The sequence below is a fragment of the Arthrobacter sp. RAF14 genome, assembly GCF_052114185.1.
Classification (GTDB): Bacteria; Actinomycetota; Actinomycetes; order Actinomycetales; family Micrococcaceae; genus Arthrobacter_E.
The window spans coordinates 104,177-129,010 of record NZ_JBFREG010000004.1; the positions used below are offsets into that span (position 1 = coordinate 104,177).

Annotated in this window: 21 protein-coding genes; 7 read left to right on the plus strand and 14 right to left on the minus strand. The window is 66.7% G+C overall.

Annotation, left to right across the window (positions count from 1 at the left end):
• Nucleotides 1-37: 37 nt before the first annotated feature.
• From AB4Y75_RS12010 to AB4Y75_RS12020, 3 genes are all read right to left on the minus strand, one after another.
• Nucleotides 38-2,830, minus strand: coding sequence for a beta-N-acetylglucosaminidase domain-containing protein (locus tag AB4Y75_RS12010; protein WP_441436115.1), 2,793 nt, complete (start codon nt 2,828-2,830; stop codon nt 38-40).
• Nucleotides 2,831-2,955: 125 nt separating this feature from the next.
• A complete protein-coding gene (locus tag AB4Y75_RS12015; RefSeq protein ID WP_441436116.1) occupies nt 2,956-3,888 on the minus strand; it encodes a diacylglycerol/lipid kinase family protein in 933 nt (310 codons plus the stop codon).
• Between the two features lie 87 nt (nt 3,889-3,975).
• A complete protein-coding gene (locus tag AB4Y75_RS12020; protein WP_441436117.1) occupies nt 3,976-4,923 on the minus strand; it encodes an EamA family transporter in 948 nt (315 codons plus the stop codon).
• Nucleotides 4,924-4,997: 74 nt separating this feature from the next.
• Between AB4Y75_RS12020 and AB4Y75_RS12025 the strand changes: the two genes are divergently transcribed.
• The 3 genes from AB4Y75_RS12025 to AB4Y75_RS12035 all read left to right on the plus strand — a co-directional run bounded on the left by AB4Y75_RS12025 (nt 4,998) and on the right by AB4Y75_RS12035 (nt 8,993).
• Nucleotides 4,998-5,876: a LysR family transcriptional regulator gene (locus AB4Y75_RS12025; RefSeq protein ID WP_441436118.1), complete on the plus strand. Its 879-nt coding sequence runs from the start codon at nt 4,998-5,000 to the stop codon at nt 5,874-5,876.
• Between the two features lie 683 nt (nt 5,877-6,559).
• On the plus strand, nt 6,560-7,699 hold the full coding sequence (locus AB4Y75_RS12030) for a radical SAM protein (protein ID WP_441436119.1): 1,140 nt from the start codon (nt 6,560-6,562) through the stop codon (nt 7,697-7,699).
• Nucleotides 7,692-8,993 (plus strand): MFS transporter, encoded by a 1,302-nt coding sequence (locus tag AB4Y75_RS12035; RefSeq protein ID WP_441436120.1) that lies wholly within the window; start codon nt 7,692-7,694, stop codon nt 8,991-8,993. The genes AB4Y75_RS12030 and AB4Y75_RS12035 overlap by 8 nt, the downstream gene beginning before the upstream one ends.
• A 395-nt stretch (nt 8,994-9,388) precedes the next feature.
• Here the strand turns inward: AB4Y75_RS12035 and AB4Y75_RS12040 are convergent, their stop codons facing one another.
• Nucleotides 9,389-10,369 carry an LLM class flavin-dependent oxidoreductase gene (locus AB4Y75_RS12040; RefSeq protein WP_441436121.1) on the minus strand — a complete coding sequence of 327 codons (981 nt, stop codon included), beginning with the start codon at nt 10,367-10,369 and terminating at the stop codon, nt 9,389-9,391.
• A 104-nt stretch (nt 10,370-10,473) separates the two neighbouring features.
• A complete protein-coding gene (locus tag AB4Y75_RS12045) occupies nt 10,474-11,067 on the minus strand; it encodes a TetR/AcrR family transcriptional regulator (RefSeq protein ID WP_441436122.1) in 594 nt (197 codons plus the stop codon).
• A 71-nt stretch (nt 11,068-11,138) separates the two neighbouring features.
• Here AB4Y75_RS12045 and AB4Y75_RS12050 point away from each other — a divergent pair, with 71 nt between their 5' ends.
• The 3 genes from AB4Y75_RS12050 (at nt 11,139) to AB4Y75_RS12060 (ending at nt 13,911) form a co-directional block, all read left to right on the plus strand.
• A complete protein-coding gene (locus AB4Y75_RS12050; protein WP_441436123.1) occupies nt 11,139-11,864 on the plus strand; it encodes a GAP family protein in 726 nt (241 codons plus the stop codon).
• Nucleotides 11,865-11,964: 100 nt separating this feature from the next.
• Nucleotides 11,965-12,771 (plus strand): slipin family protein, encoded by an 807-nt coding sequence (locus tag AB4Y75_RS12055; RefSeq protein ID WP_441436124.1) that lies wholly within the window; start codon nt 11,965-11,967, stop codon nt 12,769-12,771.
• Between the two features lie 153 nt (nt 12,772-12,924).
• The gene (locus AB4Y75_RS12060) at nt 12,925-13,911 is read left to right on the plus strand and encodes an ABC transporter substrate-binding protein (RefSeq protein ID WP_441436125.1); all 987 of its coding nucleotides are present in this window, start codon (nt 12,925-12,927) and stop codon (nt 13,909-13,911) included.
• Between the two features lie 92 nt (nt 13,912-14,003).
• Here AB4Y75_RS12060 and AB4Y75_RS12065 read toward each other — a convergent pair whose 3' ends face one another.
• Complete coding sequence (locus AB4Y75_RS12065) at nt 14,004-17,561, minus strand: proline dehydrogenase family protein (RefSeq protein WP_441436126.1); 3,558 nt, start codon at nt 17,559-17,561, stop codon at nt 14,004-14,006.
• A gap of 242 nt (nt 17,562-17,803) precedes the next feature.
• Here AB4Y75_RS12065 and AB4Y75_RS12070 point away from each other — a divergent pair, with 242 nt between their 5' ends.
• The gene (locus AB4Y75_RS12070; RefSeq protein WP_441436127.1) at nt 17,804-18,706 is read left to right on the plus strand and encodes a LysR family transcriptional regulator; all 903 of its coding nucleotides are present in this window, start codon (nt 17,804-17,806) and stop codon (nt 18,704-18,706) included.
• Between the two features lie 32 nt (nt 18,707-18,738).
• Here the strand turns inward: AB4Y75_RS12070 and AB4Y75_RS12075 are convergent, their stop codons facing one another.
• The 8 genes from AB4Y75_RS12075 to AB4Y75_RS12110 all read right to left on the minus strand — a co-directional run bounded on the left by AB4Y75_RS12075 (nt 18,739) and on the right by AB4Y75_RS12110 (nt 24,735).
• A complete protein-coding gene (locus tag AB4Y75_RS12075) occupies nt 18,739-19,233 on the minus strand; it encodes a MarR family winged helix-turn-helix transcriptional regulator (protein ID WP_441436128.1) in 495 nt (164 codons plus the stop codon).
• Between the two features lie 158 nt (nt 19,234-19,391).
• Nucleotides 19,392-19,568 carry a CsbD family protein gene (locus tag AB4Y75_RS12080; protein WP_441436129.1) on the minus strand — a complete coding sequence of 59 codons (177 nt, stop codon included), beginning with the start codon at nt 19,566-19,568 and terminating at the stop codon, nt 19,392-19,394.
• Between the two features lie 51 nt (nt 19,569-19,619).
• On the minus strand, nt 19,620-19,907 hold the full coding sequence (locus tag AB4Y75_RS12085) for a hypothetical protein (protein ID WP_441436130.1): 288 nt from the start codon (nt 19,905-19,907) through the stop codon (nt 19,620-19,622).
• 240 nt (nt 19,908-20,147) lie between these two features.
• Nucleotides 20,148-21,395, minus strand: coding sequence for an ABC transporter permease (locus AB4Y75_RS12090; protein WP_441436131.1), 1,248 nt, complete (start codon nt 21,393-21,395; stop codon nt 20,148-20,150).
• Nucleotides 21,395-22,099: an ABC transporter ATP-binding protein gene (locus AB4Y75_RS12095; RefSeq protein ID WP_441436167.1), complete on the minus strand. Its 705-nt coding sequence runs from the start codon at nt 22,097-22,099 to the stop codon at nt 21,395-21,397. The genes AB4Y75_RS12090 and AB4Y75_RS12095 overlap by 1 nt, the downstream gene beginning before the upstream one ends.
• Entirely contained in the window at nt 22,075-23,253 is a 1,179-nt protein-coding gene (locus AB4Y75_RS12100; protein ID WP_441436132.1) for a hypothetical protein, read from the minus strand. Before AB4Y75_RS12100 ends, AB4Y75_RS12095 begins: the two co-directional genes overlap by 25 nt.
• 40 nt (nt 23,254-23,293) lie before the next feature.
• Nucleotides 23,294-24,280, minus strand: coding sequence for a hypothetical protein (locus AB4Y75_RS12105; RefSeq protein WP_441436133.1), 987 nt, complete (start codon nt 24,278-24,280; stop codon nt 23,294-23,296).
• 80 nt (nt 24,281-24,360) lie between these two features.
• Nucleotides 24,361-24,735: a hypothetical protein gene (locus AB4Y75_RS12110; protein ID WP_441436134.1), complete on the minus strand. Its 375-nt coding sequence runs from the start codon at nt 24,733-24,735 to the stop codon at nt 24,361-24,363.
• Between the last annotated feature and the right edge of the window lie 99 nt (nt 24,736-24,834).

Sequence of the window (24,834 nt, forward strand, 5' to 3'; positions counted from 1 at the left end):
CATCACCACGAGCCCCCAGGCCGACCGGCCTCCCAGGTCAGCGGAGGACGAGTTCGTTCACCCGCGGCGCCTGGGAACCGGGCGCGAACAGGATCCGGACCCCGGACACCGCCCACGACGGGTCCACGGCGAAGGCCGTGTACGGCTCGCCCGCCTGCACAGGTCCCAGATCCACCCACGCACCGGCCCGCTGGACCTGGACCGTGCCGGAGGCGGCGCCGACCACCTCGACCTGGCGCGCGCTCACCGGCGCGTCCAGCGTCCGTTGCAGGAACGAACCGGCCACCGGCGCGGAGGCGGCCTGGTACGCGGTGGCGAGATCGGCGTCGAACGCGGCAGGCGCCCCCTGCCCGGGCACCGAGGCCAGATTGCTCGTGGCCGACGACGGCGCCGCGGCCTGGATCTCGCGGATCTTCACCCACTGCCCGCCGGAGTTCGGCACGGTCGCCCGCCAGCGGATGTACCGCGCCTGCACCGGAGCGTCGAAGGTGTACTGCACGAGCGGCCGGGCCGTGAAGGTGCCCGCCGTGGTCCACGTGACTCCGTCGGCCGAATAGTCCAGCGCGGCGTTGTAGATCATGTCACCGGTCTGGGTGTCGCTGTCCGACTGCCGCACCACGATGGACCCCACCGGCTTCACGGCGCCGAGGTCGAGCTGCACGGCGCTGCCCGCGACGGGCGCCTGGTTCGACCAGTAGAAGGTCTGCGGGTCACCGTCGGTCATCCTGCCGGTCCCGTAGCTGGAGTACGTGCCCAGGGTGCTGGCGGCGGCGCCGGGATGGATCGCAGACACCATCGGCGTGGCGCCGAGCCAGTCGCGGTAGATGCCGGCGGCCTTGGTGCTGAACGCCTCGAACGCCCCGTCCCCGACCGAGGGGGTGATCACGTTCTGAACCACGGCGCCGTTGTCCCCGAGGTCCGGGACGGTCGGTTTCTTCGCCTGCTCCATGGCCGAGGACGCGGCGAAGTACTCCGTGGTCGCGGTGGCGCCGTCTCCGGCGTCGAGCGCCTTCAGCATCGCGATCTGGTGCCGCAGGGCCGTGCCCCACAGCGCCGCGGCGTCGATCCAGGGCTTGGAGTCCCGCGCGAAACCGGGCTGTGCCATGCGCGGGAGCGTCTGCGGGAGACGTTCGATGGCGTCCAGCCGGGCCAGAAGCGCGGTCGCCGCCCCGGGGTCCTTGCGGTCCCGGGCCGCCCAGAAGTCCTGGATGTCCTTGTTCAGCGCCGGGGCGTTCCCGGTGGCAGGCCGGTAGGGCCAGTTCTGGTTCAGATCGGCGAAGGTGTCCAGCGCGGCCCGCGTCCCGGCGTCGGGGCCCGCCAGCTCGCGGAGGGCGGAGGCCATGGAGGCCGCCGGGTCGTAGGCGGGGCCGTTCCAGGTGTAGTCGCCATAGCCGGCGAGGGCCGGGCGCGAGGCATACGGTTCGATCATCGGATTGGACGTGATGCCGTCGATGTACTTGTACAGATCCGGATCGCGGCCCGTGAGCGGGTTCAGGAAGAGTCGCCCGCGCTGGCCGTCGTTGACCGGGAAGTTGTCCCAGATGTACAGGTGCTTCGTGGCGTAGGAACTGCCGGCGCGCTGCACCGACGCCGTGGTGATGGTGTCGGAGAAGACGCCCTCACCGGTCCACTGGACGCGGATGTCCGGATCCAGACGGGCCCCGAACTCCCCCTTGTAGGGGTCCGGCCCCGAGCCGTTGTAGTTCGTGGGGACGGTCTGCAGCGGCGGCAGGCCATGGGGCTTGATGTATTCCTTCTCCAGGCGGTTCAGGTAATCGGCCTGGGCGTCGGCGAGCCAGTGCCAATTGCCCTGATCGGGGTACTTGGCCTTGTCCGCGGCGCAGTGGAAGGAGAGCGGGATGTCGTCGAGGGCGACGTAGAAGGACTGCACGCCGAGCTTCCTGAGCTGCTCGAACTTGGCCACCGTCGCCTGGAAGTCGGCGTCGGAGGAATAGCAGATGTCGTTGCCGGGCGAGAGCGCGAACGTGAAGTCGACGTGCTTCGCCGTGGCCCCCTTGACCAGTTGATCCATGCGGTCCAGGTCCGCCCCGCTGTACAGGGTGCGCCATTGCGCACGCAGCAGGGCGTCGTCCTTCGGGGTGTAGATGTACGTGTTCACCTTGTGCTCGGCGTAGAAGGCGAACTGATCGAGCCGCGCCTGCTGCGACCACGGGATGCCGTAGAAGCCCTCGATCGCGCCGCGGATGGACATGAGCGGCCAGTCGCGGACGACGACGCCGGGCACGGACTTCCGCTGGACGAGTTGCCGCAGGGACTGGGCGGCGTAGAACGTGCCGCGGGCGTCGAACCCGTTGAGGGCGACCACGGGGCGGCCCTCGTAACGCCCGGACGTCAGCACATACCCGTCGGCGCGCAGGTCCGTGGCATCCCTGGCCCCCATCCCGGCGACCACGCGGGCGATGGCGGGATTGTCCTGCGCGGTGCCGAGGTAGATCTCCTTGCCGGCGGAACGCGGGGCCGAGGAGATCTCCGGCTTGCCCCCGGCCTTCTGGACGATGCTCCGGACCAGGTCCACCGTGGGCTGGTCCGGGTGGGTCCCGGTGACGATGGTGACCTTGCCGGACAGTGGGACCGGATCGCCGCCGGACTGCACGGACTGTGGCGCCGGCAGGATGGCGGGCGGCGAATCCTGAACCTGAGCCGGCTCCCCTGCGACGGGCACGGACCGGGCGGACGCCGGAACCGCCCCGATCCCCGCCCCTCCGATCGCGAGCATCAGGGCGAGGGCCGTTGCTCCGGGCCGCCTCCAGCGCTGCCGCTCCGCGGCCTGCCTCTGCGAGATCTTTTCTGAACTTCCTCTGGACACCATGCGAGATCCTGCTCTCTATACCGGTTAAGGAATCAGAAAGATGCTATGACATGGATCACAGAATAGCCAGGGTGATGCCTGGAAGAGCCCGCCGCCCGGGGGCCGCGAAATGCCGGACTGCGGCGTCAGCGCACGCGGAGCGCGCCGGGCTGGATGCTGACCGTCAGACGTGTGCTCTCGCCGATGTCATCGCCGTCGACCTCGATCACACGCGGCTCCGCCAGGGTGACGCTCAGGCCGGTGGTCCGCCAGTGACTGGTGCTGTGGCTGCTCTCCGCCCGCTCCCCTTGCGCGATGAGGCGCTTGAGCCCGTTGTCCCACACCAGGTTCCTGAGCGAGTCCAGCCAGCCGCCCAGCCCCTCGGCCCGCAGGACCAGAACGTCCAGCTCACCGTCGTCGGGCTCCGCGTCGGGGAGCAGCGTGATGCCTCCCTGAAGCACCCCGCAATTGCCCACCAGAAGCGTGTGGGCCCGCTCGTGGACGGCGTCACCCTCCGCATCGGTCAGCTCCAGATCGATCACTTCGCTGGCGGAGACCGCCCGGCCCAGCGACTCGACATAGGCGAGCCAGCCGGCCTTCTCCTTGAGGTCGTCGTCGGTCTCGGTGATCATGTGGGCGTCGATCCCGAAGCCCGCCATCACGGTGAAAGCGTGGCGTTGCGTGTCACCGTCCGACTCGACGTCGATCCATCCGACGTCCACCGGCCGGCCCTCCGCGGAGAACATCCGCTCGAATGCGGCGGCCGGGTGATTCAGCGGGATCCCGAGGTTGCGGGCCAGCAGGTTCCCGGTGCCCAGAGGGACGATCCCCAGTTCGACCTGCGCACCCGCCTCCGCCAGATGTTCGGCCACGGCCCGGACGGTGCCGTCGCCACCGGCCGCGACCACCAGTTCCGCGCCGGCCTCGATCGCCTGCCGCGCCGCGCCCTGGCCCGGGTCCTCCTTGGTGGTCTCAAACCACGAGAACTGGAAACCCTCCGCCCCGGTGATCGCCGCTTCCAGTTCCTCGCGTTCCGACTTCGACGGATTCCATACGATTCCCACCTGCACCGGGCTCATGTTCGGTCCTCTTCCCCTGGTTCACTTGTGACACAGCAAGTATCCCGGCAGGAGGCCCGATCCGCCAGGGAGCAAGCGGCGCAGCGTTCAGCGCCGGCGCAGGCCCCTGAGCTGCCCCAGCAGCATCGCGCCGAAGGCGAGCACCAGGCCCACCACCTGCAGCGGCCCGAAGGTCTCCCCCTTGACGAGCACGCCCAGCGTCGCCGCCATCAGCGGAGAGAGGAACCCGAGAAGGGAGGCCCTGGTCACGGGCAGCTTGCCGATCGCCCAGAACCACACGGCATACGCCAGCAGCCCACCCACGAGCCCGAGCCAGACGTAGCCCGCCAGACCCCGGGCGTCGATCTCTCCCGGAAGCCCCTCCACGAGGAGCGTCAACGGCAGCAGGAACAGGCCTCCCGCCGTGAGCTGCCACCCGACGACGGCGATCGGCCGGACGCCGTCGGGCTTGCCCCACTTCTTGGTCAGGACGATGCCGAGCGCCATCGACGCGGTGCCGGCCAGACCCGCCGCGACCCCGACGGCGTCCAGCGCGGCGGACCGTCCGAGCACGACGAACGCGACTCCGACCGCACCGACCACGGCCCAGGCGAGCCGCCAGAGCGCGAGCTTCTCCTTCAGAACGGCCACGGCCAGGAACACGACCACCAGCGGCTGCGCGGCGCCCAGCGTGGCGGCCACGCCGCCGGGCAGGTGGCCCGCCGAAATGAACAGGAGGGGGAAGAAGAACCCGATGTTCAGCAGACCGAGCACCGCGGCCCGGAACCACCAGACGCCACGGGGCAGGGCACGTCCCAGGAGCAGGGCCACGATGCCGGCGGGCAGCGCCCGGGCCAGCCCGGCGAAGAGCGGGTGCCCGGCGGGCAGGAAGTCCGTGGTGACGAGATAGGTGGTGCCCCAGGAGAGCGGAGCGAGCGCCGCCAGCAGTGTCACCAGGGCCAGCGGAAGAGGTCCGCGAGTGCTGGCCGGGTGCTGTGTGACCGGCTGCTCGGGCGGCAGTGGGGCGGGAGAGGTCTCGAGGGCTTCGGTGCTCATGCTCCACTGTCACTCGGAACGAATCAATGAGTCCAACACATAGATTTCATGGAAATCATGAGTATTTTAGATGGATGGAGTTGCAGCAGATGCGGTATGTCGTCGCCATCGCGGAGACCGGGAGCTTCACGCGCGCCGCAGCCCGGCACTTCGTGGTCCAGTCAGCCCTCAGCCATCAGATCGCGGCCCTGGAACGCGAGCTCGGAACACCGCTCTTCGTGCGCTCCAGCCGCCAGGTCCGACTCACCGAGGCCGGCGAGGCGTTCCTCCCGCACGCCAGGGCCTCCCTGGAATCGGCCGAGAGGGCGAAGAACGAGGCGGCCGCCGCGCAGGGCGTGGTCCGGGGCAGACTCCGGATCGGGTTCATCCCCACCCTCACCGCCGTCGACCTCCCGCGGCTGCTCCGGGAGTGCCGCGAGCGCTTCCCCGAGCTGACGCTCGCCGCCCGCGTCTCCAACAGCGAGGAGATGATCCAGGAGATCCGCTCCGGGACACTCGACCTCGGATTCCTCGGGCTCCTGGACGGCGTCCGGGTGGATGGCGTCGAATCCCGGGAACTGAACCGGGACATCCTGGTGGCGGTGCTCGCCCCGGAGCATCCTCTCGCACAGCGCAAGAAGCTCTCCCTGGAAGACCTGGCCGGGGAACCGTTCGCCGACTTCCCTCACACCTCGGCCGGACGCAAGCAGAGCGACGCCGCGTTCGCCCGTGCCGGCGTCGAACGCAGGGTCGCGTACGAGCTGGGTTCCATGGAGCTGATGTGCGAGCTCGTCGCGAACGGCCTGGCCGTCATGCTCCTGCCGGGCCGTTACGCGGCGGCGCTCCGTGGCGTGGTCGCCGTGCCCCTGAGGGAGGAGACGGTGCGCCACGAACACCTCGCCTGGGACCGGCTCCATCCCAACCCGGCCACGCGGGCGTTCCTCACGCTCGTCGAGGAACTCCGCTCGTCCTGAGCGACCCATGACGAAGCGGTAGCCCACAGCCTTCACCTGCCGTGATCAGTGGTCGAACCCACGGCATGTCCTCATGACGAGCTGTAGCGCGGTTGTTAGCGAGACCCGGCCCCGAGCGACTTCTCACCGTGGGTTGGGATGATCTCATCAAGGCTGCACTGGAGACTCCTGGCTGTACAACTTCAGCGCGAGTCTTTGCGGGGACCGTTGAAAACGCCGCCCTCCTTCACCTCCGAATCCACAGCCAGAGTTGCACGCGTCCGGTCCGGGTGCAGCCGGCGGATCCGTTCCATTCGTAAGCGCGGCGGACGGATTTTGGTAGGCAAGGGGGCCCGAAGCAAGTCACAGCGTAATACCTCCAATTGTTTGTGAAATATTTGTTGACTACCTCACCTCTCGCTCGCAGTCATGCTTAAGTGATGTCAGGCACTCAGTTGAGCAATCAAAGGCACGACGGAATGCTTGCGACGGGCAAAGTTCGCCGCAAAATCGGCAGCATGTTTGGCCACAAATGAAGGGATGTAAATATGTCTGTTCTCGAAATGGCAATGAACTCCGCTGATGACCAGGTCATCACCGCCTGGGCGTTCAGCACCGACCCGATCAAGCCCTGATAACTGTCGGGACTGCAAACAACTTGGGGTGCGCCTTCTGGCGCACCCCAAGCGTCGCTGGAGGCAAGCATGGCATCAAATACAGGGATTGACACCTACATCATCAAGACCGTGGAGTGGTGCAATCTGAACTGCACCTATTGCTATTTCTACAACGGTCAGGACACGAGCTTCTCCGGAAGACCGAAGCACATGTCTCGAGAAGTCCTCGCGGCGGTAGTTCCGAAGATCATCGAGCACTGCCAAGCTCACAACATCTCCGAGGTCCAACTTGTCATGCATGGCGGGGAGCCTTTGCTCCAAAGCAAGGACGACTACCAATACATGATGGCTGAGTTCGATGCGATCCAAAGAGCAGGCATCAATGTCGTATGGAAGTGCACGACAAACGCCGTGACGTTGACCGAGGAGTGGGCAGAGCTGCTCGCGGATCGCCGGGTTTTCCTGGGAGTGAGCATCGACGGCACCAAAGAGGTCCACGACTCCATGCGCGTCGACCATGCCGGCCGCGGATCCTACGACAGAGTGGTAAAAGGACTGAAGACCGCCCAGCGGTGGGAGTCGAAAGGTCTTTCAGTAGGAACGATCTCCGTCATCAACCCCTCAGAGTCCGGCGCACAAACATACCAACATCTCCGGTCCCTCGGGATTCGCAACATTAATCTAGTTCTTCCCGAAGCGAATTATGTTCAAACTCTCCCTGAGGATCAGCCTGCCGGATCACACGGCGAAACTCTTAAGGAGATTTTTGATGCATGGGTTCAAGAAGACAACAACACTGTCAACATCGGGTTCTTCCGTGACGTGATCAGGGCCGTATCGGGCCTTCCGTCCTACAGTGACCAGTTCGGCTCCGCCCCTGTCAATGTTGCGGTAATCGAGACGGATGGTTCTATCCAGCCAACCGACAACTTCCGTGCCTGCGCAGACGGCATGACGGATCTTGGCCTGAATATCTTCACACATGCCTTCGAAGATCTTCTCGAACATCCGTTCTTCGCTCACTGCAATCAACAGCAGGGATCGATTCCGACCGAGTGCTCCGGCTGCAAGTTCTTGGAAATCTGCGGAGGCGGGCGCGTGACACATCGTTACTCGGAAGCTGACGGATTCTCAAGGAAGTCAGTGCACTGCCAGTCTCTCTACTCGCTCTTCGAGCACGTGAACCAGACCCTCGGGTCTCACGGCTTGAGGAGGGAAGTTGCCTGACACCGCCCCCATAGGAACGCCGACGCAGAGGTCCGTCGGATCGGACTGGCGCTCCTTCTATATCATTTGGGCCGGCCAGCTCCTCTCCGTACTCGGAGGACCGATGCAAACGATCGCGCTCTCAGTCTGGGCGCTCCAGCGGCCGGAGGGCGCGGTTGGCGTCTCGTGGATCGCCGCCGCCGGCACACTCGGTGTTCTGGTCGGAACATTGGTGGGAGGGGGGCTGGCCGACCGCTACCCGATTATGCGGACACTGCTCATCTGCGACTGCATCGCCACCACGCTCAGCCTCGTGGTTGCTCTCCTCGTTTCCGCGCAAGCACCCGTTGTCACAGTCGTCCCTGTGCTCTTCCTTTCTGGGATCTCGGCCGGGATCTTCTCCCCAGCGATGCGGAGCGTGGCACCCACGCTGCTCCAAGAAAGCGACCTAGAACGCGCCAACAGTTTCATCGCCTTTTCCGCCAATGCCAGCATGCTGGGCGGTGGACTCATCGGTGGTGCTCTGGCCGGACTATTCGGTCCCTCTCTCGTCATCGTGGTCAACGCAGCCGGCTACCTTGCCGGAGCAGCCTCGACCCTGGTCGCCATCGTACGACGGCGCCGCCGTCTAGACCCACCGACGAAACTGTCGCTCCCTCAACCCCATGAAGGTCTCTTCTCCAAAGTGATCGACGGCATCCGCTACGTCTGGCAGACCCCGTGGATCAGGACGCTGATCATCGTCGATGCCGTCATCGACCTGGTCACCGCCGGACAGTTGGCCGTTGGACTCCCCGTTCTCGGAAACAGTACCGGTGGAGGCATCGGCATCGCCGCTCTCTTTGCAGCCTTTGGGGCAGGCGCACTCGTCGGAGCCACCTTCTCCTCCCGCATCTCAAGAAGAATCAACGTCACCGTGAGAACGGTACTGTGGCTGGATATCATCCAAGCCCCGTTCCTCGCAATCCTGCCATTCGTGGACCTCTGGACTGCCATGAGCTGCCTTCTAATCAGCGGCGTGCTCAATGGGGCGGCGAACGTCTACTACATCTCATTCTTGCAACGGAATTCACGTCAAGACATGCGCGGGCGAGTGATGTCCTTTCTTCTCTTCGCCAGCCTCTGCCTGCAACCGGCGGGGCAGCTTCTCTCCGGCGTCCTCTTCACGTCCCATTTCATGGGCGCGACGTTCATCGCGGGAGGCATCATCATGGTCGCCACAGCCGGAATCGCACTGACCTCACGCAGCCTGCGGAACGGCGAACTCGCAGGTTCTCTCGCTGCAAAACAGTGCCGCGTTCGCGACGAGAGCTGAGGCGAGAGCACGCTGCAACTCCCGTTTGTTCGACGCACGGGGCTCGGTGAGCTGACACTGATCCAGGATCGGTGCTGCCCGGTAGCGACTGCGCTCCATAGACGTCCGCACGACCGACCGCGATTACCACGAGGCCGGCCTCTCGGCTCTTGGACACGGCGATGTCGTCAAGGACAGACAGCTCCGCCGTGCTCGATAGCCCGGCGGAGGCAGAAGCGACCGCTTGTGATGGAAGCCCGAACATGGAACCGAGCGCCTGGATGTCATCAAACAGAAATCTGGCTTGGTGATAGCCCTACGGCCTGCGCCCGCACCATGAACAGAAGTCGAATCCACTCCATGTCCTCATGATGTCTCGGGAAGGAGCTTCTGGCGAGACTCAGCCCGGGTCATCTCTAGACCAGCGCCACCTGGCCGAGCAGTTCGGCGGAGCGGAGCTTCGCCTCGGTGCCGGGAGCCTGGTGCGCCACGATGAGTTCGTCGGCATCGGCGTGCTTCGCGAAACCCTCGAGGTATTCGAGCACGGCGGCGGGCTCGCCCACGGCGGAGTAGCGGACCATCTCCCGCAGGTGCTGACCCTGCGGCGAATCAAGGACCATGTCCGCCTCATCCGCGGTGAAGACGTGGTCCTTGCCGAAGAAGGTCTGGACGCGCTGGCGGAGGGCGTCCCGCAGGAGGTCCTGGGCCATCTGATGGGAATCGGCCGCGACCACGTTCACGCCCGCGATCACATACGGTTCGGCGAGCTGCGCGGACGGCTGGAACTGCTGACGGTAGATGCGCACCGCGTCCTGCAGGGCCGCCGGGGCGAAATGCGAGGCGAACGCGTACGGGAGGCCGAGGGCGGCGGCGAGCTTCGCCCCGAAGAGGGACGACCCCAGGATGTACAGCGGCACACGGGTCCCCTTGCCGGGGGTGGCCTCGACGCCGGGGATAAGGGTGCTGTCTCCGAGGAACGCCTGGAGTTCCTGGACGTCCTGGGGGAAGGTGTCGGCAGCCATCGGGTCGCGGCGCAGGGCGCGCATGGTGTTCTGGTCACTGCCCGGCGCGCGCCCCAGGCCGAGGTCGATGCGGCCCGGGTGCAGGGTCTCCAGGGTGCCGAACTGCTCCGCGATGGTCAGCGGCGAATGGTTCGGGAGCATGACACCGCCGGCGCCCAGGCGGATGGTCTCGGTGTGGGCCGCGACATGCGCGATCAGCACGCTCGTGGCGGAGGAGGCGATGCTGGCCATGTTGTGGTGCTCGGCGTACCAGACCCGCTCATATCCGGCGCGCTCGGCGAGGCGCGCCAGCTCCACACTGCCGTCCAGACTCTCCTTCACACTCTGCCCGGGTCCGATGGTCGCGAGGTCGAGGATGGAGAGCTTCAGGGACATGGCTGCCTTTCATCGGTGTTCCGGACCGGGATCACCGGCCACATCTGCGACAACGACGGCGCGCGGCCGGGCATTCCTGTGAGTTTCACCGCGTGCCCCGCGGCTCAGCCCTCGGAAGCCACCCGAATTCCGCCCAGTTCCTCGCGGATCAGGTCGATCGCCCAGCCGGTGTCCGCGTCGGCCGATTGGTGCAACAGGTGAAGCCCCAGCCCATCGCAGAGGGCGAGCAGCCGCCGGCCGTCGTGCCGGGGGCCCGCCTCGGCAGGGTCCTCGTCCCGCAGGAATCCGGCGAGGCGGATGAAGAGGTCCAGCAAGCGGGCATGGGCATCGTCGCGGGCGCGGGCCAGCCCCGGATTGCCCGGAGTCTCCGCGATCAGGGCCATGTTGAGTTCGAACTCTCGCCGGGTGGCCGGGGTCAGCGGAAGCAGTTCGCTGATCACCGCGACGACGTACCCGACCGGATCCGGTCCGGGGACGACGGCGGAGACCCGTTCCGTGGCGCGCTCCACCATGAGCTCCGCGGAGAATTCGATCAGCTCGGACTGCGTGGGGAACAGATGCCGCAAGGAGCCGACCGCCATCCCGGCGCGGGCCGCAACCGACCTCACGGACACGGCGCTGATGCCGTGTTCCAGGACGATCTCCCAGACCGCTTCGGCCAGCCGTGCTTTGCGCTCCTCGCGCGGCGTGTATCCCACTCCCCCATCCTAGTACGACCGTGCTAGCCTCAAGTTAGTACGACTGTACCAAGGTGACGAACGAGGAGACCATGATCATTCCCGGCGAAGCCGCGGGAGCCCTGCTGCTCCTCGCCCTGACCGACTCCTTGAGCTTCGGGACGCTCCTGGTCCCCGTCTGGCTCCTGATGGCACCGGGGCGGATGCGGCCCGGGCGGTTCCTGCTGTACCTGGGCACCGTCGGGGTCGCGTACTTCGCCGTGGGCATCGTGCTGATGGCCGGCGGAGGCTTCCTCCTGAAGGACGCCTCGGGGCTGCTCGACTCCACCCCGGCGCTCGTCATCCAGCTGCTCCTCGGGGCGACGCTGTTGTTCCTCAGCTTCGCCCTGGACACCAAGGCCGCACGGGCACAGGCCGCCGAACGCGGAGCACGCTCCGGGCGCCTGCGGCGCTGGCGCGACCAGGCCATGGGTGAGACCAGCGGATCCGCGGCGCTCATGGGCCTGGCGGTGAGCGCCGTCGTCGTCGAGATCGCGTCGATGCTGCCGTATCTCGCGGCCACCGGCATCATCACCACGCAGACCGCCGATCCGCCGACGGCGCTGCTCGTCCTGGCCCTCTACTGCCTGGTCATGATCGCGCCCGCGCTGGTGCTCACGGCGGGGCGGCTGTTCGCCCGGCGGCTCGTCGCCGAGCCCCTGCGGAAGCTCGACTCCTGGCTCACCCGGAGTGCCCGTTCCACCACGCTCTGGATCATCGGGATCGTCGGATTCCTGCTCGCCGTGAACGCCGTCAAGGCGCTCGGCTGGATCGTCTGAGCCGGAGCCTTTCACCGGTATCGGAGGGACAATGGAAGGAGGAGCTCCTCCGGGGCAGAAGCGCTTCCGGACGGCTTCGCAAGCTAAGGAGGGGATCCCCGTGGACCCCATTGCTCTCATCATCCTGGGCGTCGTCATCGTGCTGCTGATCATCCTGGCGAAAGCGTCCATCCGCATCGTCAGACAGTACGAACAAGGTGTCCTGTTCCGGCTCGGCCGGGTGGTCGGCGTGCGGATGCCCGGCTTCCGGCTCATCATCCCCGTGGTGGATCACCTGCCCCTGGTGAGCCTGCGGATCGTGACCATGCCGATCCAGTCCCAGGGCATCATCACCCAGGACAACGTCAGTGTGGATGTCTCCGCGGTCGCCTACTACCGCGTGGTGGATGCGGTGAAATCCGTGGTGGCGATCGAGAACGTCGCGGCCGCCATCAACCAGATCGCCCAGACCACGCTGCGACGCGTCGTGGGACGGCACACCCTTGACCAGACCCTGTCCGAAACCGAGAGGATCAATGACGACATCCGCCAGATCCTGGATGTCCTCACCGCCGATTGGGGCGTGGAAGTGACCCTGGTGGAACTGAAGGACATCCAGCTTCCGGACGCCATGAAACGCGCCATGGCCCGCCAGGCCGAGGCGGAGCGGGAGAAGCGGGCCAAGATCATCGCGGCCGAAGGAGAGGCCATCTCGGCCGCCGCCCTGGGCGACGCCTCGGACACCATGATGGCCCACCCCCTGGCCCTGCAGCTCCGCAATCTGCAAAGCCTGGTGGAGATCGGCGTGGACAAGAACACCACCGTGGTCTTCCCGGCACCGCTCATGAGCACCATCGGGGAACTCTCCGCGTTCCTGGCCCGGGAGAACCAGGCGGCGGGCGGCGCCGGAAAAGGACTTCCAGGATGACTTTTCCGCACGCCGTGTGACCCGCTCCGCGACGCTCGATGACGCCGTGATTCCCCGTGTTTCCGCACGTCTCGCACCGTGTCGAACGGCTTTGACCGGGCGCCCGGGTGACCGTGAAAGTTGCTGCACCAGCTCTACTTTCGAAAGGTCATCATGAGCTCTGCAAGATCAACCGCTGCGGCCGCCGTCGCCCTCCTGGCCAGCGTTTCGGTGGGGCTCAGCGCCTGCTCGGACCCCGGCGCGAACGCCGCCGGGAACGACGCGTCGCCCGCTCCGTCCGCCACCGTCGCCGGCAAGGTCTTCAACCTGACGCCGCAGCAGGACCGGTTCCCCGTCACCGCCGATGCCACGGTCGCCGCCCTGGTGCCGGAAGCCGTGAAGGCGGACGGGAAGCTGACCGTCGCGGTGAGTCCGTTCGCGGCACCGCTGGCCGTCTACGCCAACGACGACAAGACCCCGGTGGGCAATGAGGTGGACATCGCCTTCGCCCTGGCGGAGAAGCTCGGCCTCAAGGCGGACGTCATCCCCACCACGTGGGAGAACTGGCCGCTCGGCGTCGCGTCCGGCAAGTATGAGGCCGTCATCTCCAACGTCACCGTGACCGAGGAGCGCAAGGAGAAGTTCGACTTCGCCAGCTACCGCAGCGACAAGCTCGGCTTCTACGCCAAGAGCGACAGCCCCATCAGCTCGATCGAGAAACCGGCCGATGTGGCGGGCAAGAAGATCATCGTGGGCTCCGGCACCAACCAGGAGTCGATCCTCCTGGCCTGGGACGCGGAGAACAAGAAGAACGGCCTGGCGCCCGTCCAGTTCCAGTACTACGACGACGACTCGGCCTCCTCGCTGGCCCTCCAGTCGGGGCGCGCGGACCTCACCCTCGGTCCCAACGCGACCGCCGCCTACAAAGCGGCCAAGAACGGTCAGACGAAACTGGTGGGGCTGCTCGACGGCGGCTGGCCGCTGAAGGCGAACATCGCCGTCGGGACCAAGAAGGGCAACGGCTTCGCCAAGGCGGCGCAGGCCGCCCTGAACGACCTCATCAAGGACGGCACCTACGGCAAGATCCTGGACCGCTGGGGCCTGAAGGAGGAGGGAATCCCGGCCTCCGAACTGAACCCGCCGGGCCTGCCGAAGAAGTAGCCCCCGCCGCCGACGCGAGCCGCCAGTAGATGCCCGAATCCAGCACGGATAAGGGCATCTACTGGCGGCTCGCGGCCGTGAGGGAGACGCTGCTAGATCAGCGCATCCGAGAGGTGGTTCGGCGTGCCGAAGCGGTGCGCGGTGATGGAGACGGCCTGCTCCTTCAGGAAGGTGAGCAGCTCCACGCGGCCTGCGGCGACGACGTCGTTCGCGTAGATCGCCACGTCCGGCTTGCCGTCGGCCGCCTCGGCGGTCGGCAGCACCGGGGCGCCGATCAGGCGGATCCGGGCCGAGGACTCCGGGCCGTTCTTCGCGGCGAGACGTCCGACGCGGGCTGCCCACGCGGCGTCGTCCTCCACGATGGCCGGCATGCCGGCAGCGCTCAGCGCCTGCACGACGGCGGCCGGCAGCTTCTCCGCGGTGCTCACCACGGTGCCCTCCGGAGTGCGTCCGCTCCAGGCGGTTGCAGCGGCCGCGGCGACGCGGAGCAGCTCCGCCAGACCCCGGCCCGAAGCGTCGGCCTCGAAGCGGATCGTGGCCGGAACGGCGTGGTAGCGGAACACGTTGCGCTCGGCGGTCAGGCCGGAGGCGTCACGAGCGGCGCCGAATTCGGAACCCCAGGCGACGGCGTCGGAGGCCAGTGCCCCTTCGAGCCAGGCAAGATCCTCGGCGCCCAGCTCGGCGGAGCGGGCGGCGGCGAGGAGACCACGGGCTGCCGCGGTCGGCGCGCCTGCGGCGGACACCTCGGCGTCCTTCCAGGAACCCAGGCCCACCAGGTAGTTGGGGCCGCCGGCCTTGGTGCCCGCGCCGACTGCGGACTTCTTCCAGCCGCCGAACGGCTGACGGCGCACGATCGCACCGGTGATGCCGCGGTTCACGTACAGGTTGCCGGCCTGGATGTTCTGCAGCCAGTAGTCCAGCTCGGCCGGGTCCAGGGAGTGCAGACCGGAGGTCAGACCGTAGTCGATCTCGTTGACGATCGCCACGGCCTCCTCCAGGGTGGCGGCGGTCATGACGCCGAGGATCGGGCCGAAGTATTCGGTCTTGTGGTATTCGCTGCCGCGCTTGACGCCGGTGCGGACACCCGGGCTCCACAGCTTGCCGGAGTCATCGAGCTTCTGGGGCTTGAGCACCCACTGTTCACCCTCGCCGAGGGTGGTCAGGCCGCGCAGGAGCTTGCCCTGGGCGGGTTCGATGACCGGGCCCATCTGAGTCTGCGGGTCCACCGGGTAGCCGACCTTGAGAGAGCGGGCGGCGTCCTCGAGCTGCTGGTTGAAGCGGCGGGAGGTGGCGACGGAACCCACCAGGACCACCAGGGAGGCGGCGGAGCACTTCTGGCCCGCGTGACCGAAGGCGGACTGGACGACGTCCTTGGCGGCGAGGTCCAGGTCGGCGGACGGGGTGACGATGATGGCGTTCTTGCCACTGGTCTCGGCCAGCAGCGGCAGATCCTTGCGGAAGCTGCGGAACAGCTCGGCGGTCTCGTAGCCGCCGGTGAGGATCAGTCGGTCCACGGCCGGGTGGGAGACCAGTTGCGTGCCGAGCTCACGGTCGGCGAGCTGGACGTACTGGAGCACGCTGCGGTCGATCCCGGCTTCGTCGAAGGCCTCCCAGATGGCCTCGACCATGACCGCGCCGGAGCGGCGGGCCTGCTTGGCGGGCTTGATGACGACGGCGGAGCCGGCGGCCAGCGACGCGAGCGTGGAACCGGCCGGGATGGCGACCGGGAAGTTCCACGGCGGGGTGACGACCGTCAGCTTGGAGGGCACGAAGGTGGCGCCGTCCACGTGGTCGAGTTCCTTGGCGAGTTCGGCGTAGTAATGCGCGAAGTCGATGGCCTCGGACACCTCGGGGTCACCCTGATCCAGGGTCTTGCCGCACTCGGAGGCCATGACCTCGAGCAGTTCGGCGCGGCGGGCCTCCAGGCGCACACCGGCGCGGTGCAGCACCTCGGCGCGCCGGGCGCCGGTGAGGGAGCCCCACTCGGTGCCGCGGGCGACGGCGGTGGCGATGACGGCGTCGAGCTCTTCCGCCGTGTTCAGCACGTGCGAGTCGGCGGTCGCCAGGCCGAGAGCGGTGCCGGGCACGCGCTCCAGGATGGCCCGGCCCCAGGTGCGGTTGGCCGGGAGGTCCGGGTCGGTGTCCGGGGTGTTCTCGAAGCCCGCGGTCGGCCCGCCGAAGCCGGCTTCACCGGTGGCGAGGGCGGCGCGGGAGAGTTCCTCCTGCATGAGGGCTTCGGCGTCGAAGGCCAAGCGGTCCTGCACGCGGTTCGGGCCGGGGACGGTGCCCGTCAGGGCGTCCAGGGAGGCGAGGAAGCGGTTCTTCTCGCGCTCGAAGAGGCCTTCGTTCTTGTCCAGCTCGAAGACGGCGGACATGAAGTTCTCCTGGCTCGCGCCCTCTTCGAGGCGGCGGATCAGGTAGGCGATGGCGACATCGAACTCACCCGGGTGCACCACGGGGGTGTAGAGCAGGAGGGAGCCGACGGTGCGCTTCACGGCCTCGGCCTGGCCGGTGGCCATGCCGAGCAGCATCTCGAACTCGAGGCCCTGCTTCACGCCGCGCGCCTCGGCGAGCAGGTGGGCCAGGGCCACATCGAACAGGTTGTGGCCGGCGACGCCGATGCGGACGTTGGCGATGCGCTCCGGGGTCAGCGCGTAGTCGAGGACGGCCTTGTAGGAGGTGTCCGAGTCCTGCTTGGTGCCCCAGGTGGCCAGGGGCCAGCCGTGCAGATCGGCGTCGACCTGCTCCATGGGGAGGTTGGCGCCCTTCACGACGCGGACCTTAATGGGGGCGCCGCCCTGCGCGGTGCGCGCGGCGGACCACTCCTGGAGGCGGATCATGGCGCTCAGGGCGTCCGGGAGGTAGGCCTGGAGCACGATGCCGGCTTCCAGGTCCTTGAACTCGGGGCGGTCGAGGAGCTGGGTGAAGACCGCGATGGTCAGCTCCAGGTCCTTGTACTCCTCCATGTCCAGGTTGATGAACTTGCGGGGGCTGGAGGAGGCAGCCAGGCGGTAGAGCGGGGCGAGCTTCTCGATGATGTGCTCGACGGCCTCGTCGAACGCCCAGTGGTTGTGCGGGGCGACCGTGGAGGAGACCTTGATGGAGACGTAGTCGACGTCGGGACGCGCCAGGAGCTTCCGGGTGCCCTCCAGGCGGCGGGAGGCCTCGTTCTGGCCGAGGATCGCCTCGCCCAGGAGGTTGACGTTGAGGTGGATGCCGGGCTTCTTGATCTTCTCGATCGAAGCGCCGAGCTTGGCATCCGTGGCGTCCACGATCAGATGGCCGACCATCTCGCGCAGGACGCGGCGGGCCACGGGGATGACGACGCCGGGCAGCACCGGGGCGAGCGAGCCGCCCAGAGCGACGGCGGACTTCATGTACCAGGGCAGGAAGGCCGGCACCTTGGGCGCGAGGGCCTTGAGGTTGCGGGCCGCGACGCTCAGATCCTCGGGGCGGACCACACCGTCCACGAAGCCGACGGTGAACGCCAGGCCGTTGGGATCCTTGAGCACGCCGGCCAGCTGTGCGGCGGAGGCGTCCACGGGGATCCGGGACCCTTCCTCGAGCCAGCGGCGCACCAGGGCGATGGCCTCCGTGGCCAGGTCCTGTGGCCTGACGGACGGCAGTTCGACACGAGCAGGGGTGGTCATGGCGCTCCTTGCAATTCAGTGTTGTCCGCCGGTTCCGGGTTGCGTCACCGGAGGCGGGAAAGGGGGTGATCGGCGCGCCGTGGTTCGTCGGCGAACCGGGCTGCCTGATCGATCTGATCATCAGTATGCGCCTCAAGGAAAATTAGGAAAAGTGATGTTTTCTGTAGGATATGGATCAGCTTTTATGAACTATTGAGGCGGCCCTCCCGGGGCGCCGTCCGCATCCCCGAAATGAGGCCCCGATGCTGGAGATCCGCAGGCTCCGATTGCTCCGCGAACTGAGCATCCGCGGCACCCTGGCCGGGGTCGCCGAAGCCCTCGCGTACAGCCCGTCCTCGGTGTCCCAGCAGCTCGCCCTCCTGGAGAAGGAGGTGGGCGTGGAGCTGATGCGGAAGTCCGGCCGCGGCGTCCTGCTGACCCCGCAGGCGCAGCTGCTGGCCGAGCACACGGGCGAACTGCTGGACGCCTTCGAACGGGCCGAGGCCGCCGTCGCCGCGAGCCAGGACGAGATCCGGGGCACCGTGCGGATGGCCGTCTTCCAGAGCGCGATGCTCGCCCTCCTCCCGGCGACCCTCAAGGCCGTGGCCGAGCAGCATCCGGCGCTCCGGATCGAGATGGTGCAGTACGAACCGGAGACGGCGCTGCATGAGACCTGGGCGCACGGCTTCGACCTGGTGGTGGCGGAGCAGTACCCGCATCACGCCGCGCCGCACCTGCCCGGCCTGGACCGCAAGCCATTGGTGGAGGACGCCATCCGCCTGGCGGTGCCGCCGGAGAACACTCTGCAGCAGCTCACCGACGCCGCGGAGCTGCCCTGGGTCATGGAGCCGCGGGGCGCCGCCACCCGGCACTGGGCCGAGCAGGCCTGCCGCTTGGCGGGCTTCGAGCCGGATGTGCGGTATGAAACCGCCGACCTCCAGGCACACATCAGCCTGGTGGAATCCGGGCATGCCGTGGCCCTGCTGCCGGATCTGATCTGGGTGGGGCGGAGCAAGTCCTCCGTGCGCCTGGTCGATCTGCCCAGCGCGCCCCTGCGCACCGTCTTCACCTCGGCCCGGCTCGCCAGCGTGGGCCATCCGGCCATCACCGCCGTGCGCGACGCCCTGGAGGAGACGGCCCGGAGGCTGGACCCGGCGGGGGCGTGAGGCCGGGAAGGCCGCGGGCGCGCGGGCGCAGTTCAGCCGCGCGGAGGCAGCGGATTCCGGAGGGCCGCGATGCTCGCCCCGAGGAACTCCTCCACCACTTCCAGGTCCTCCTGATCGAAGGAACGCACGACGGCGGCGAGCGCCTCGGTCTGGTGCTCGACGATCGAGCGGAGCAGTGATCGCGCTCGCTCCGTGGGGAAGAGCAGATTCGCGCGGCGGTCCTGGGGCGCCGGTTCCCGCCGCAGGTGGTCGGCCCGTTCCAGGCGGGACACCAGGATGGTGGTCGACGCCGAGGACAGCCCCAGGTGCCTGCCGAGAACGCTCGCGGTGACGCCCCACGTGTCGCTTTCGATCAGCAGATATTCGAGGGCGGCGAGGTCCGTGGCGTTCACTCCGAGTTCGCGGCGCATGCTCTCGCGGGCATGTTCGGCGGCCACGGTGAACTCGCGGAGGAGCCGGACGGTTTCGCCCGCGTCGTGGCCGTCGCCGTCGTCGTTCCAGTGCTTGTCGATCAGTTCGAGTGCCATCGAAAGATCAGCCTTTTCCACTTCACTTTGCTTGCGCGGTTCGCCCGGGATCGCAGCCCCGGGGCAGGGAGGCCTCGGGGCCGGCACACTCACGATGGCGTGGGTCGACGCCGGCCCCGACGGCACAAGGTCATTTACCTTTGGTCATCTACCTTTGGTCACTTGCCCTTGAAGGCGTCCTTGACGTCCTCGCCGGCCTGCTTCACATCACCCTTGGCCTGCTGAAGCTTGCCTTCAGCTTCCAGCTTGTGATTGTCCGTCGCGTCGCCGATGACCTCCTTGGCCTTGCCGACCGCCTGATCGGCGGCGTTCTTGACCTTGTCCGTGAAACTCATGATGCTCGTCCTTTCGTTGGGTGATGGATTCGACCGGGGCTGCGGCCCCGGTCAGAGAGAGACCAGCGAAGCGGACCGTCCGCGTGGTTCCAGGGCGGAACCGCTCGCGACGGCGAACCGGACGTGGCGCTGAACGAACGGGACGCCCAGCACCTCCTCCAGGTCCGGGATGAGCCGCTGCTCGACGAGCGCCATGGCGGCGACCGGGTCGGCGGACCAGGCCATCGTGTACACGGCGTTCAGCACCCAGCCGTCATCATGCTGGTCGAGGCGAACCTCGGCGTCCGCGAGCGCAGGGCTCGCCTTGGCCGCGTTCTCCGCAGCTCGCGCGAGCACCATCCGGCGATTGTCCATGCCCATCCCCCGACTTCTCAGATCCTGCTCTCCAGCAGACATTCCCCGGAAATCAGGAATCTCTGGCGTTCCGGCCTGCCCGGGGCCGACCGGAACTCATGAAGCTAGGCTAACGTATATCTCGCTCATCGAGCTAGTCGTAGATCGAACTTATTTCCCGGGGGTGGGAGTTGCCGGGAACTCGCCCGTCATACGAACCGTCGGCGCCGCGGATCCGTTCGCCCCTCACCGCGTGAGAGCACGCGCAGGGCTGATCTGCGTCGCCCGGATACCCGGATGAATCCCAGCAAGAATGCCTGCGACGATGCCCGCGACCACCGCCAAAAGGGGCGCTGTCGGGTCGATGATGGGCACCCAGTGGTTGGCGAGCGAGACGACGATGGTGACGACTGTTCCGGCGACGGCGCCAGCGGCCCCGCCCAGCAGGCCGATGCCGGCGGATTCCCCGACGAGTTGCCAGAAGATGTCGACCCTGCGTGCCCCGAGCGCTCTCCTCAGGCCGATTTCCGGGGTTCTGAGGACGACTCCCACGGCTGTGGTGCTCGCGATCGAGATGGCTCCGATCAGGAGGATGACGACGCTCACGACCAGGCTCAGGAGGGTGATGCTGCCTTCGACCGCTTGGCGGAGCGTCTGAGGGTCGGGCGGGGCGACGACCGTGACGGTGTCCGGATTGGTGGGGGCGACGGCGAGGGCGGCCTGGTCGCCGACTTGGGTGGCAGCCCCAGGCGCGGTTTCCAGCAGGATCTTCCGGGCGATCTGTGCACCGCGGAACGCTTCCGATCGTTCCAGGAAGGTGATGGGCAACAGAAGGGCTCCTTGAGCGCCTGGTTCGCGATTGACGTCTGCGTAGATGCCGATGACGGTCAGACCTGTATCACCGACGAAAATTGCCGGGCCCGGCGCGGCGATGCCGAGGCGATCGGCGACCGGCTTGGAGAGCATCACGACGCTGTCGGCTCGTTTTACGTGGCCGTTGTCGAAAGTCCTCCCTGCGATCACTTTCGGAGCGATGGCGGCCAGTGCACCGTCGTCGACACCGTAGGCGTCAACCGGGACGGGGTCGCTCTCGGGAAGGAACAGCCGGCGGTACGACACAGCGCTGGCGACCGAGATCCTTCCGCCGTTCAGCACTCCCGAGATCGTATCGGCCCGGGCGACTGACGCGGACGTGTACCACCGGGCGAGAACGGCCTCGGCATCGGAGGGGTCCGCGAGAGGCGCAGCAGTGACGGACACCTCTGTTGCCCGGCGGGCATCGAACTGACTGGAGACCTGATGGCTCGCAGTACCCGTCAGTCCCAGGGTGGCGACGAAGGCGGCGCATCCCAGCAGCGTTCCCAGGGCCGCGAGAAGGGACCGGGCAAGATCCCGGAAGACGGATCGGTAGGACTCACGCAGGATATCGATGGGACCAAGCCGGCTCGGCTTCAGTCCGAGCCCAGCGGTTCTTGGTGGAGGCCGTCGGAACATCAGGACGGGCTCCCAGCCGGGGCAAGGTGTCCGTCCTCGACATGGACGACTCGACTGAGCTGGGCTGCCAGTGCCGTGTCGTGGGTGACCATGACGAGGGTCTGTCCCAGGTCGTTGAGCTCGAAGAGGGTCTCGATGACGGCACGGCTGTTCTTCGAGTCGAGGTTGCCGGTCGGCTCATCGCAGAAGAGCACCTCCGGCTCGAGGCAGAGGGCCCTGGCGATGGCAGTTCGCTGGCGTTCGCCGCCTGAAAGGTCTCGTGGATCCGCGTGCACCCGGTGTCCGAGTCCAAGCCGCGCCAGGGACTCTTCGGCGCGGGTTCTGCGGTCCCGGGCAGGGATCCCCGAGTACATCATTGCGAGCTCCACGTTCTCCACCACGGAACGCTGAGGCAGCAGGTGGAAAGCTTGAAAGACGAATCCGAACTTCTGGCCGCGGATCGAGCACCGCTCCGTTTCCGTGCACGAAGAGATGTCCACGCCGGCCAGGGAGTATGTGCCGGTGGTGGGGACGTCGAGCAGTCCCAAGAGGTTCAGCAAGGTGGACTTTCCCGAGCCGGAGGGGCCGACGATCGCCACCGACTCTCCCTCCTGGATCGTGAGATCCGCGGGGTGAAGAGCCGTGACCGGTAAGCGGCCCGGATACGTCTTGGAGATGTCGCGGAGTTCCAGAAGCGCGCTCAGTTGATGCCTCCGTCCGATGATCCCAGGACGACGTCGTCGCCTGCCTTGAGACCTGAGCCCTCTTCGAGCTGGACTGTGCCTTCGACGTTCGCGCGGATCCGCACCGGGATCTTCTGATCTGGGTGCTTGAGCGGAATGACGTAGGTTCCGCCCTGCTGATCCGAGTAGATGGCGGTGATCGGTAGCGTGAGTCCGCGGGTGGGGGTGGCGAGGGTGAGTTCAAGTTTCAGCGAGCCGCGGCCGGCGTCGGTCGGTTGCGCTCTGCTGCCCGAGGCGAACGACAGATCGATGCGGATTCCTGTGCCGAGCCCGGCGAGGTCGCCGACGGCGGCGCCGACCTTGGTCACGGTCACCGCGTACTGTGTCCCGTCTTCTTGGTACAGGACACCGGTCATGTCGTTTTTGATCCTGGCAGCCCGGTCAGCAGTGGCTATCGCCGCCACGCTGGGACTCTGACCGTCCAGGCGCAGCAGTACCGTGCCCGCGTCGATCTTCTGGCCGACTTTCAGGGGCTCGGACGTCACGGCACTGTTCGCACGGGGAATGGTGACGATATCCCGGGCAGGCACATAGAATCCACCGGCAGCGCCACCCGACGTATTCGACACGGCCGCCCCTTGGGCGGGTGACTGAGCCGTCTTGGAGGGCGCAGGAGTCTGCTCGGAGGTTTTCGGCAGCGCATACCCCAGGTCGGCATACAACCGCGAAGCTCCCGACAAGGTCGCGGTATCAAACGTTCCCGTTGACCCGCTCGAATAGCCCAGTTCGCCCAAGCTCTTCTGCAGTTCTCTCACATCCGGCCCCGTGTCGCCGACGTGAAGATCCCGGTAGGCGGGGAATGGCCAGTTGAACGCGATCAGCGGCTCTCCGTCAGCCTCAGCCACGACTGTTCCGGTCGTCACGGTGGCCGGCGATGGGCTGGGTAGGCTCGTGACCACCATCCCGGCCGCGCTCAGCATGTCCGTGGCTTTCACGTCGACCGTCGCCCCCGGCAAGACCAGGGCGCGCAACACGACTTTCGAGGTCAACGTCTGATCCGCAATGCGGGCTGAAATCGGCTTGGGCGGCGGTGGGGCCGCGTCAGCCGCCACCTGCTCTGGCGTTCGCAGGGCCGGGAAAACCACGGTCGTCAGAACGATGCCGACGATCACCAATCCGGCCAGTACCGCTGCCACCGTCCATGCCTTGCGTCGGCGCTGTGCAGGTTCTACCGGCCTACTTCCCATGGCCCTGCAGGGCGGCTGATGCTGACTTGGCCAGCGCGGCGATCTTCGGGTTCAGCTCATCCAACGCGGCTTCGTTCTGCGAGATCGCCGTCGCCTCGGCTTGGTGGATGTCGTTCAGCCACTCATCGTGGGCGCCGGTTTCGACCGAACAGTGGTACATGGCCGCTGCCGACTCGCTCTCTTCCTTCGTCGGCACGTACGGTTTCGCCGGAATCGCCGGCGTGATGATCACAGCGTTGCCGTTCATTCCGGAATCGTCCCGGTTCAGCTGTGGAGGCTGCACTCCCAGCGGCACCAGGAAATCCACGTTCCAGTCGTTGTTCTTGTTGGCCCCGTTCGGATCGACCGGATATTTCCCCTTGTTCATGCACGCCAGCACCTGATTGGTAAGGTCCCCCTTTGCCTTGTCCGTGATAGACCCCATAGAGCCAGCTAGCGTGTTGCCAAGTTCGGTGTAATTCTGGATGGTCCCGTCCCGGTCCCCCACCGCGGCCAAGGACTTCTTCGTGCAGTCGTTCATGACAGGGCCGATGGCCGGATCCATGGTCATGACCGTTGGGGCGAGGGCCTGCGCGGGTAAGCCATAACCCTTCGCTCGCGCATCTTGTTCAGAGGCAAACCATGGCAGCTCACCGTAGGAGGCGAAAGTCGCAGCGAAGTCCGGGGTCTCCTCCATATTCCGAAAGGAGTTTGCTTTCTGCGCCGGCAAAACCTGCAGGAATTGTGGGTAGCCGTTTTCCCCTAGGCATTTGTACCTGAGCTCATTGAACGCAGAACTGATCGCCAAAAGATCCGCCGACTTATAGACCGCATAGGGGTCCCCCGAAACTTTCGCCGCCCAGCCCGTCGCGGCACCAGGAGAACTCATGTGACCCCCACTGGTAGGAGGTGAGGGCTGCTGCGCCCCACACGCGGCGACGCTGGTGAGGAGCCCGCTCAGTGCGAACACCACGGTGACGATCTGCTTCTTCTTCATCTTCACTTCACTTCGACTCGATCCGTCACAACTATGTGGGGCGTTGGGCGCCAAAAACGCGTCCAACACCCCGAGAGTCCTTACGGCTTAAGCCTCACTGCCCAAGTGTTGACGTAGGGCGGCTCGAAATAGGACCTGTAGTTGTGCGGCCGAAGAGTGGACCAATACTGCAACCCGTCGGAAAAGTTGTAGTAGAAGACCTGGCCCCGGTTGTTCCCGGTCGAGAGGGAGGTTGTTTTGTTCTGGTACGTGTCCATCTGCCCCTGGTTCGCGAAGCACAGATGCTGCGGATCGTGTCCCCAAATCTCGTAGAACGAGCCGCCGGAGCAGGCCACCTGGTTCGTTGCATTGGCCGCAGGAGCGGCCACCATCAGTGACCCGGTCACCGCGCATGCACCCGCGGCCACAGCCAGCATTGCCTTCTTCAGTTTCACTTTCCCTGCTTTCTTGACCATCAGGCCAGGCCTGATCGATGTGATGAGGTGCGTCAACAGGTCGCCAACGCAGGCGATAAGAGCCTCTGGCTCCGAAGGCTTGGTCACTTCGTCGTGACG

Bases quoted from the DNA above. Each gene is read 5' to 3' on its own strand.
- AB4Y75_RS12070 (WP_441436127.1), top strand. From the start codon at position 17,804: ATGCTGGAGATCCGCAGGCTCCGATTGCTCCGCGAACTGAGCATCCGC.
- AB4Y75_RS12090 (WP_441436131.1), bottom strand. From the start codon at position 21,395: ATGTTCCGACGGCCTCCACCAAGAACCGCTGGGCTCGGACTGAAGCCG.
- AB4Y75_RS12065 (WP_441436126.1), bottom strand. From the start codon at position 17,561: ATGACCACCCCTGCTCGTGTCGAACTGCCGTCCGTCAGGCCACAGGAC.
- AB4Y75_RS12050 (WP_441436123.1), top strand. From the start codon at position 11,139: ATGATCATTCCCGGCGAAGCCGCGGGAGCCCTGCTGCTCCTCGCCCTG.
- AB4Y75_RS12080 (WP_441436129.1), bottom strand. From the start codon at position 19,568: ATGAGTTTCACGGACAAGGTCAAGAACGCCGCCGATCAGGCGGTCGGC.
- AB4Y75_RS12030 (WP_441436119.1), top strand. From the start codon at position 6,560: ATGGCATCAAATACAGGGATTGACACCTACATCATCAAGACCGTGGAG.
- AB4Y75_RS12105 (WP_441436133.1), bottom strand. From the start codon at position 24,280: ATGAAGAAGAAGCAGATCGTCACCGTGGTGTTCGCACTGAGCGGGCTC.
- AB4Y75_RS12085 (WP_441436130.1), bottom strand. From the start codon at position 19,907: ATGGTGCTCGCGCGAGCTGCGGAGAACGCGGCCAAGGCGAGCCCTGCG.
- AB4Y75_RS12020 (WP_441436117.1), bottom strand. From the start codon at position 4,923: ATGAGCACCGAAGCCCTCGAGACCTCTCCCGCCCCACTGCCGCCCGAG.
- AB4Y75_RS12110 (WP_441436134.1), bottom strand. From the start codon at position 24,735: ATGGTCAAGAAAGCAGGGAAAGTGAAACTGAAGAAGGCAATGCTGGCT.
- AB4Y75_RS12060 (WP_441436125.1), top strand. From the start codon at position 12,925: ATGAGCTCTGCAAGATCAACCGCTGCGGCCGCCGTCGCCCTCCTGGCC.
- AB4Y75_RS12025 (WP_441436118.1), top strand. From the start codon at position 4,998: ATGGAGTTGCAGCAGATGCGGTATGTCGTCGCCATCGCGGAGACCGGG.
- AB4Y75_RS12040 (WP_441436121.1), bottom strand. From the start codon at position 10,369: ATGTCCCTGAAGCTCTCCATCCTCGACCTCGCGACCATCGGACCCGGG.
- AB4Y75_RS12010 (WP_441436115.1), bottom strand. From the start codon at position 2,830: ATGGTGTCCAGAGGAAGTTCAGAAAAGATCTCGCAGAGGCAGGCCGCG.
- AB4Y75_RS12075 (WP_441436128.1), bottom strand. From the start codon at position 19,233: ATGGCACTCGAACTGATCGACAAGCACTGGAACGACGACGGCGACGGC.
- AB4Y75_RS12015 (WP_441436116.1), bottom strand. From the start codon at position 3,888: ATGAGCCCGGTGCAGGTGGGAATCGTATGGAATCCGTCGAAGTCGGAA.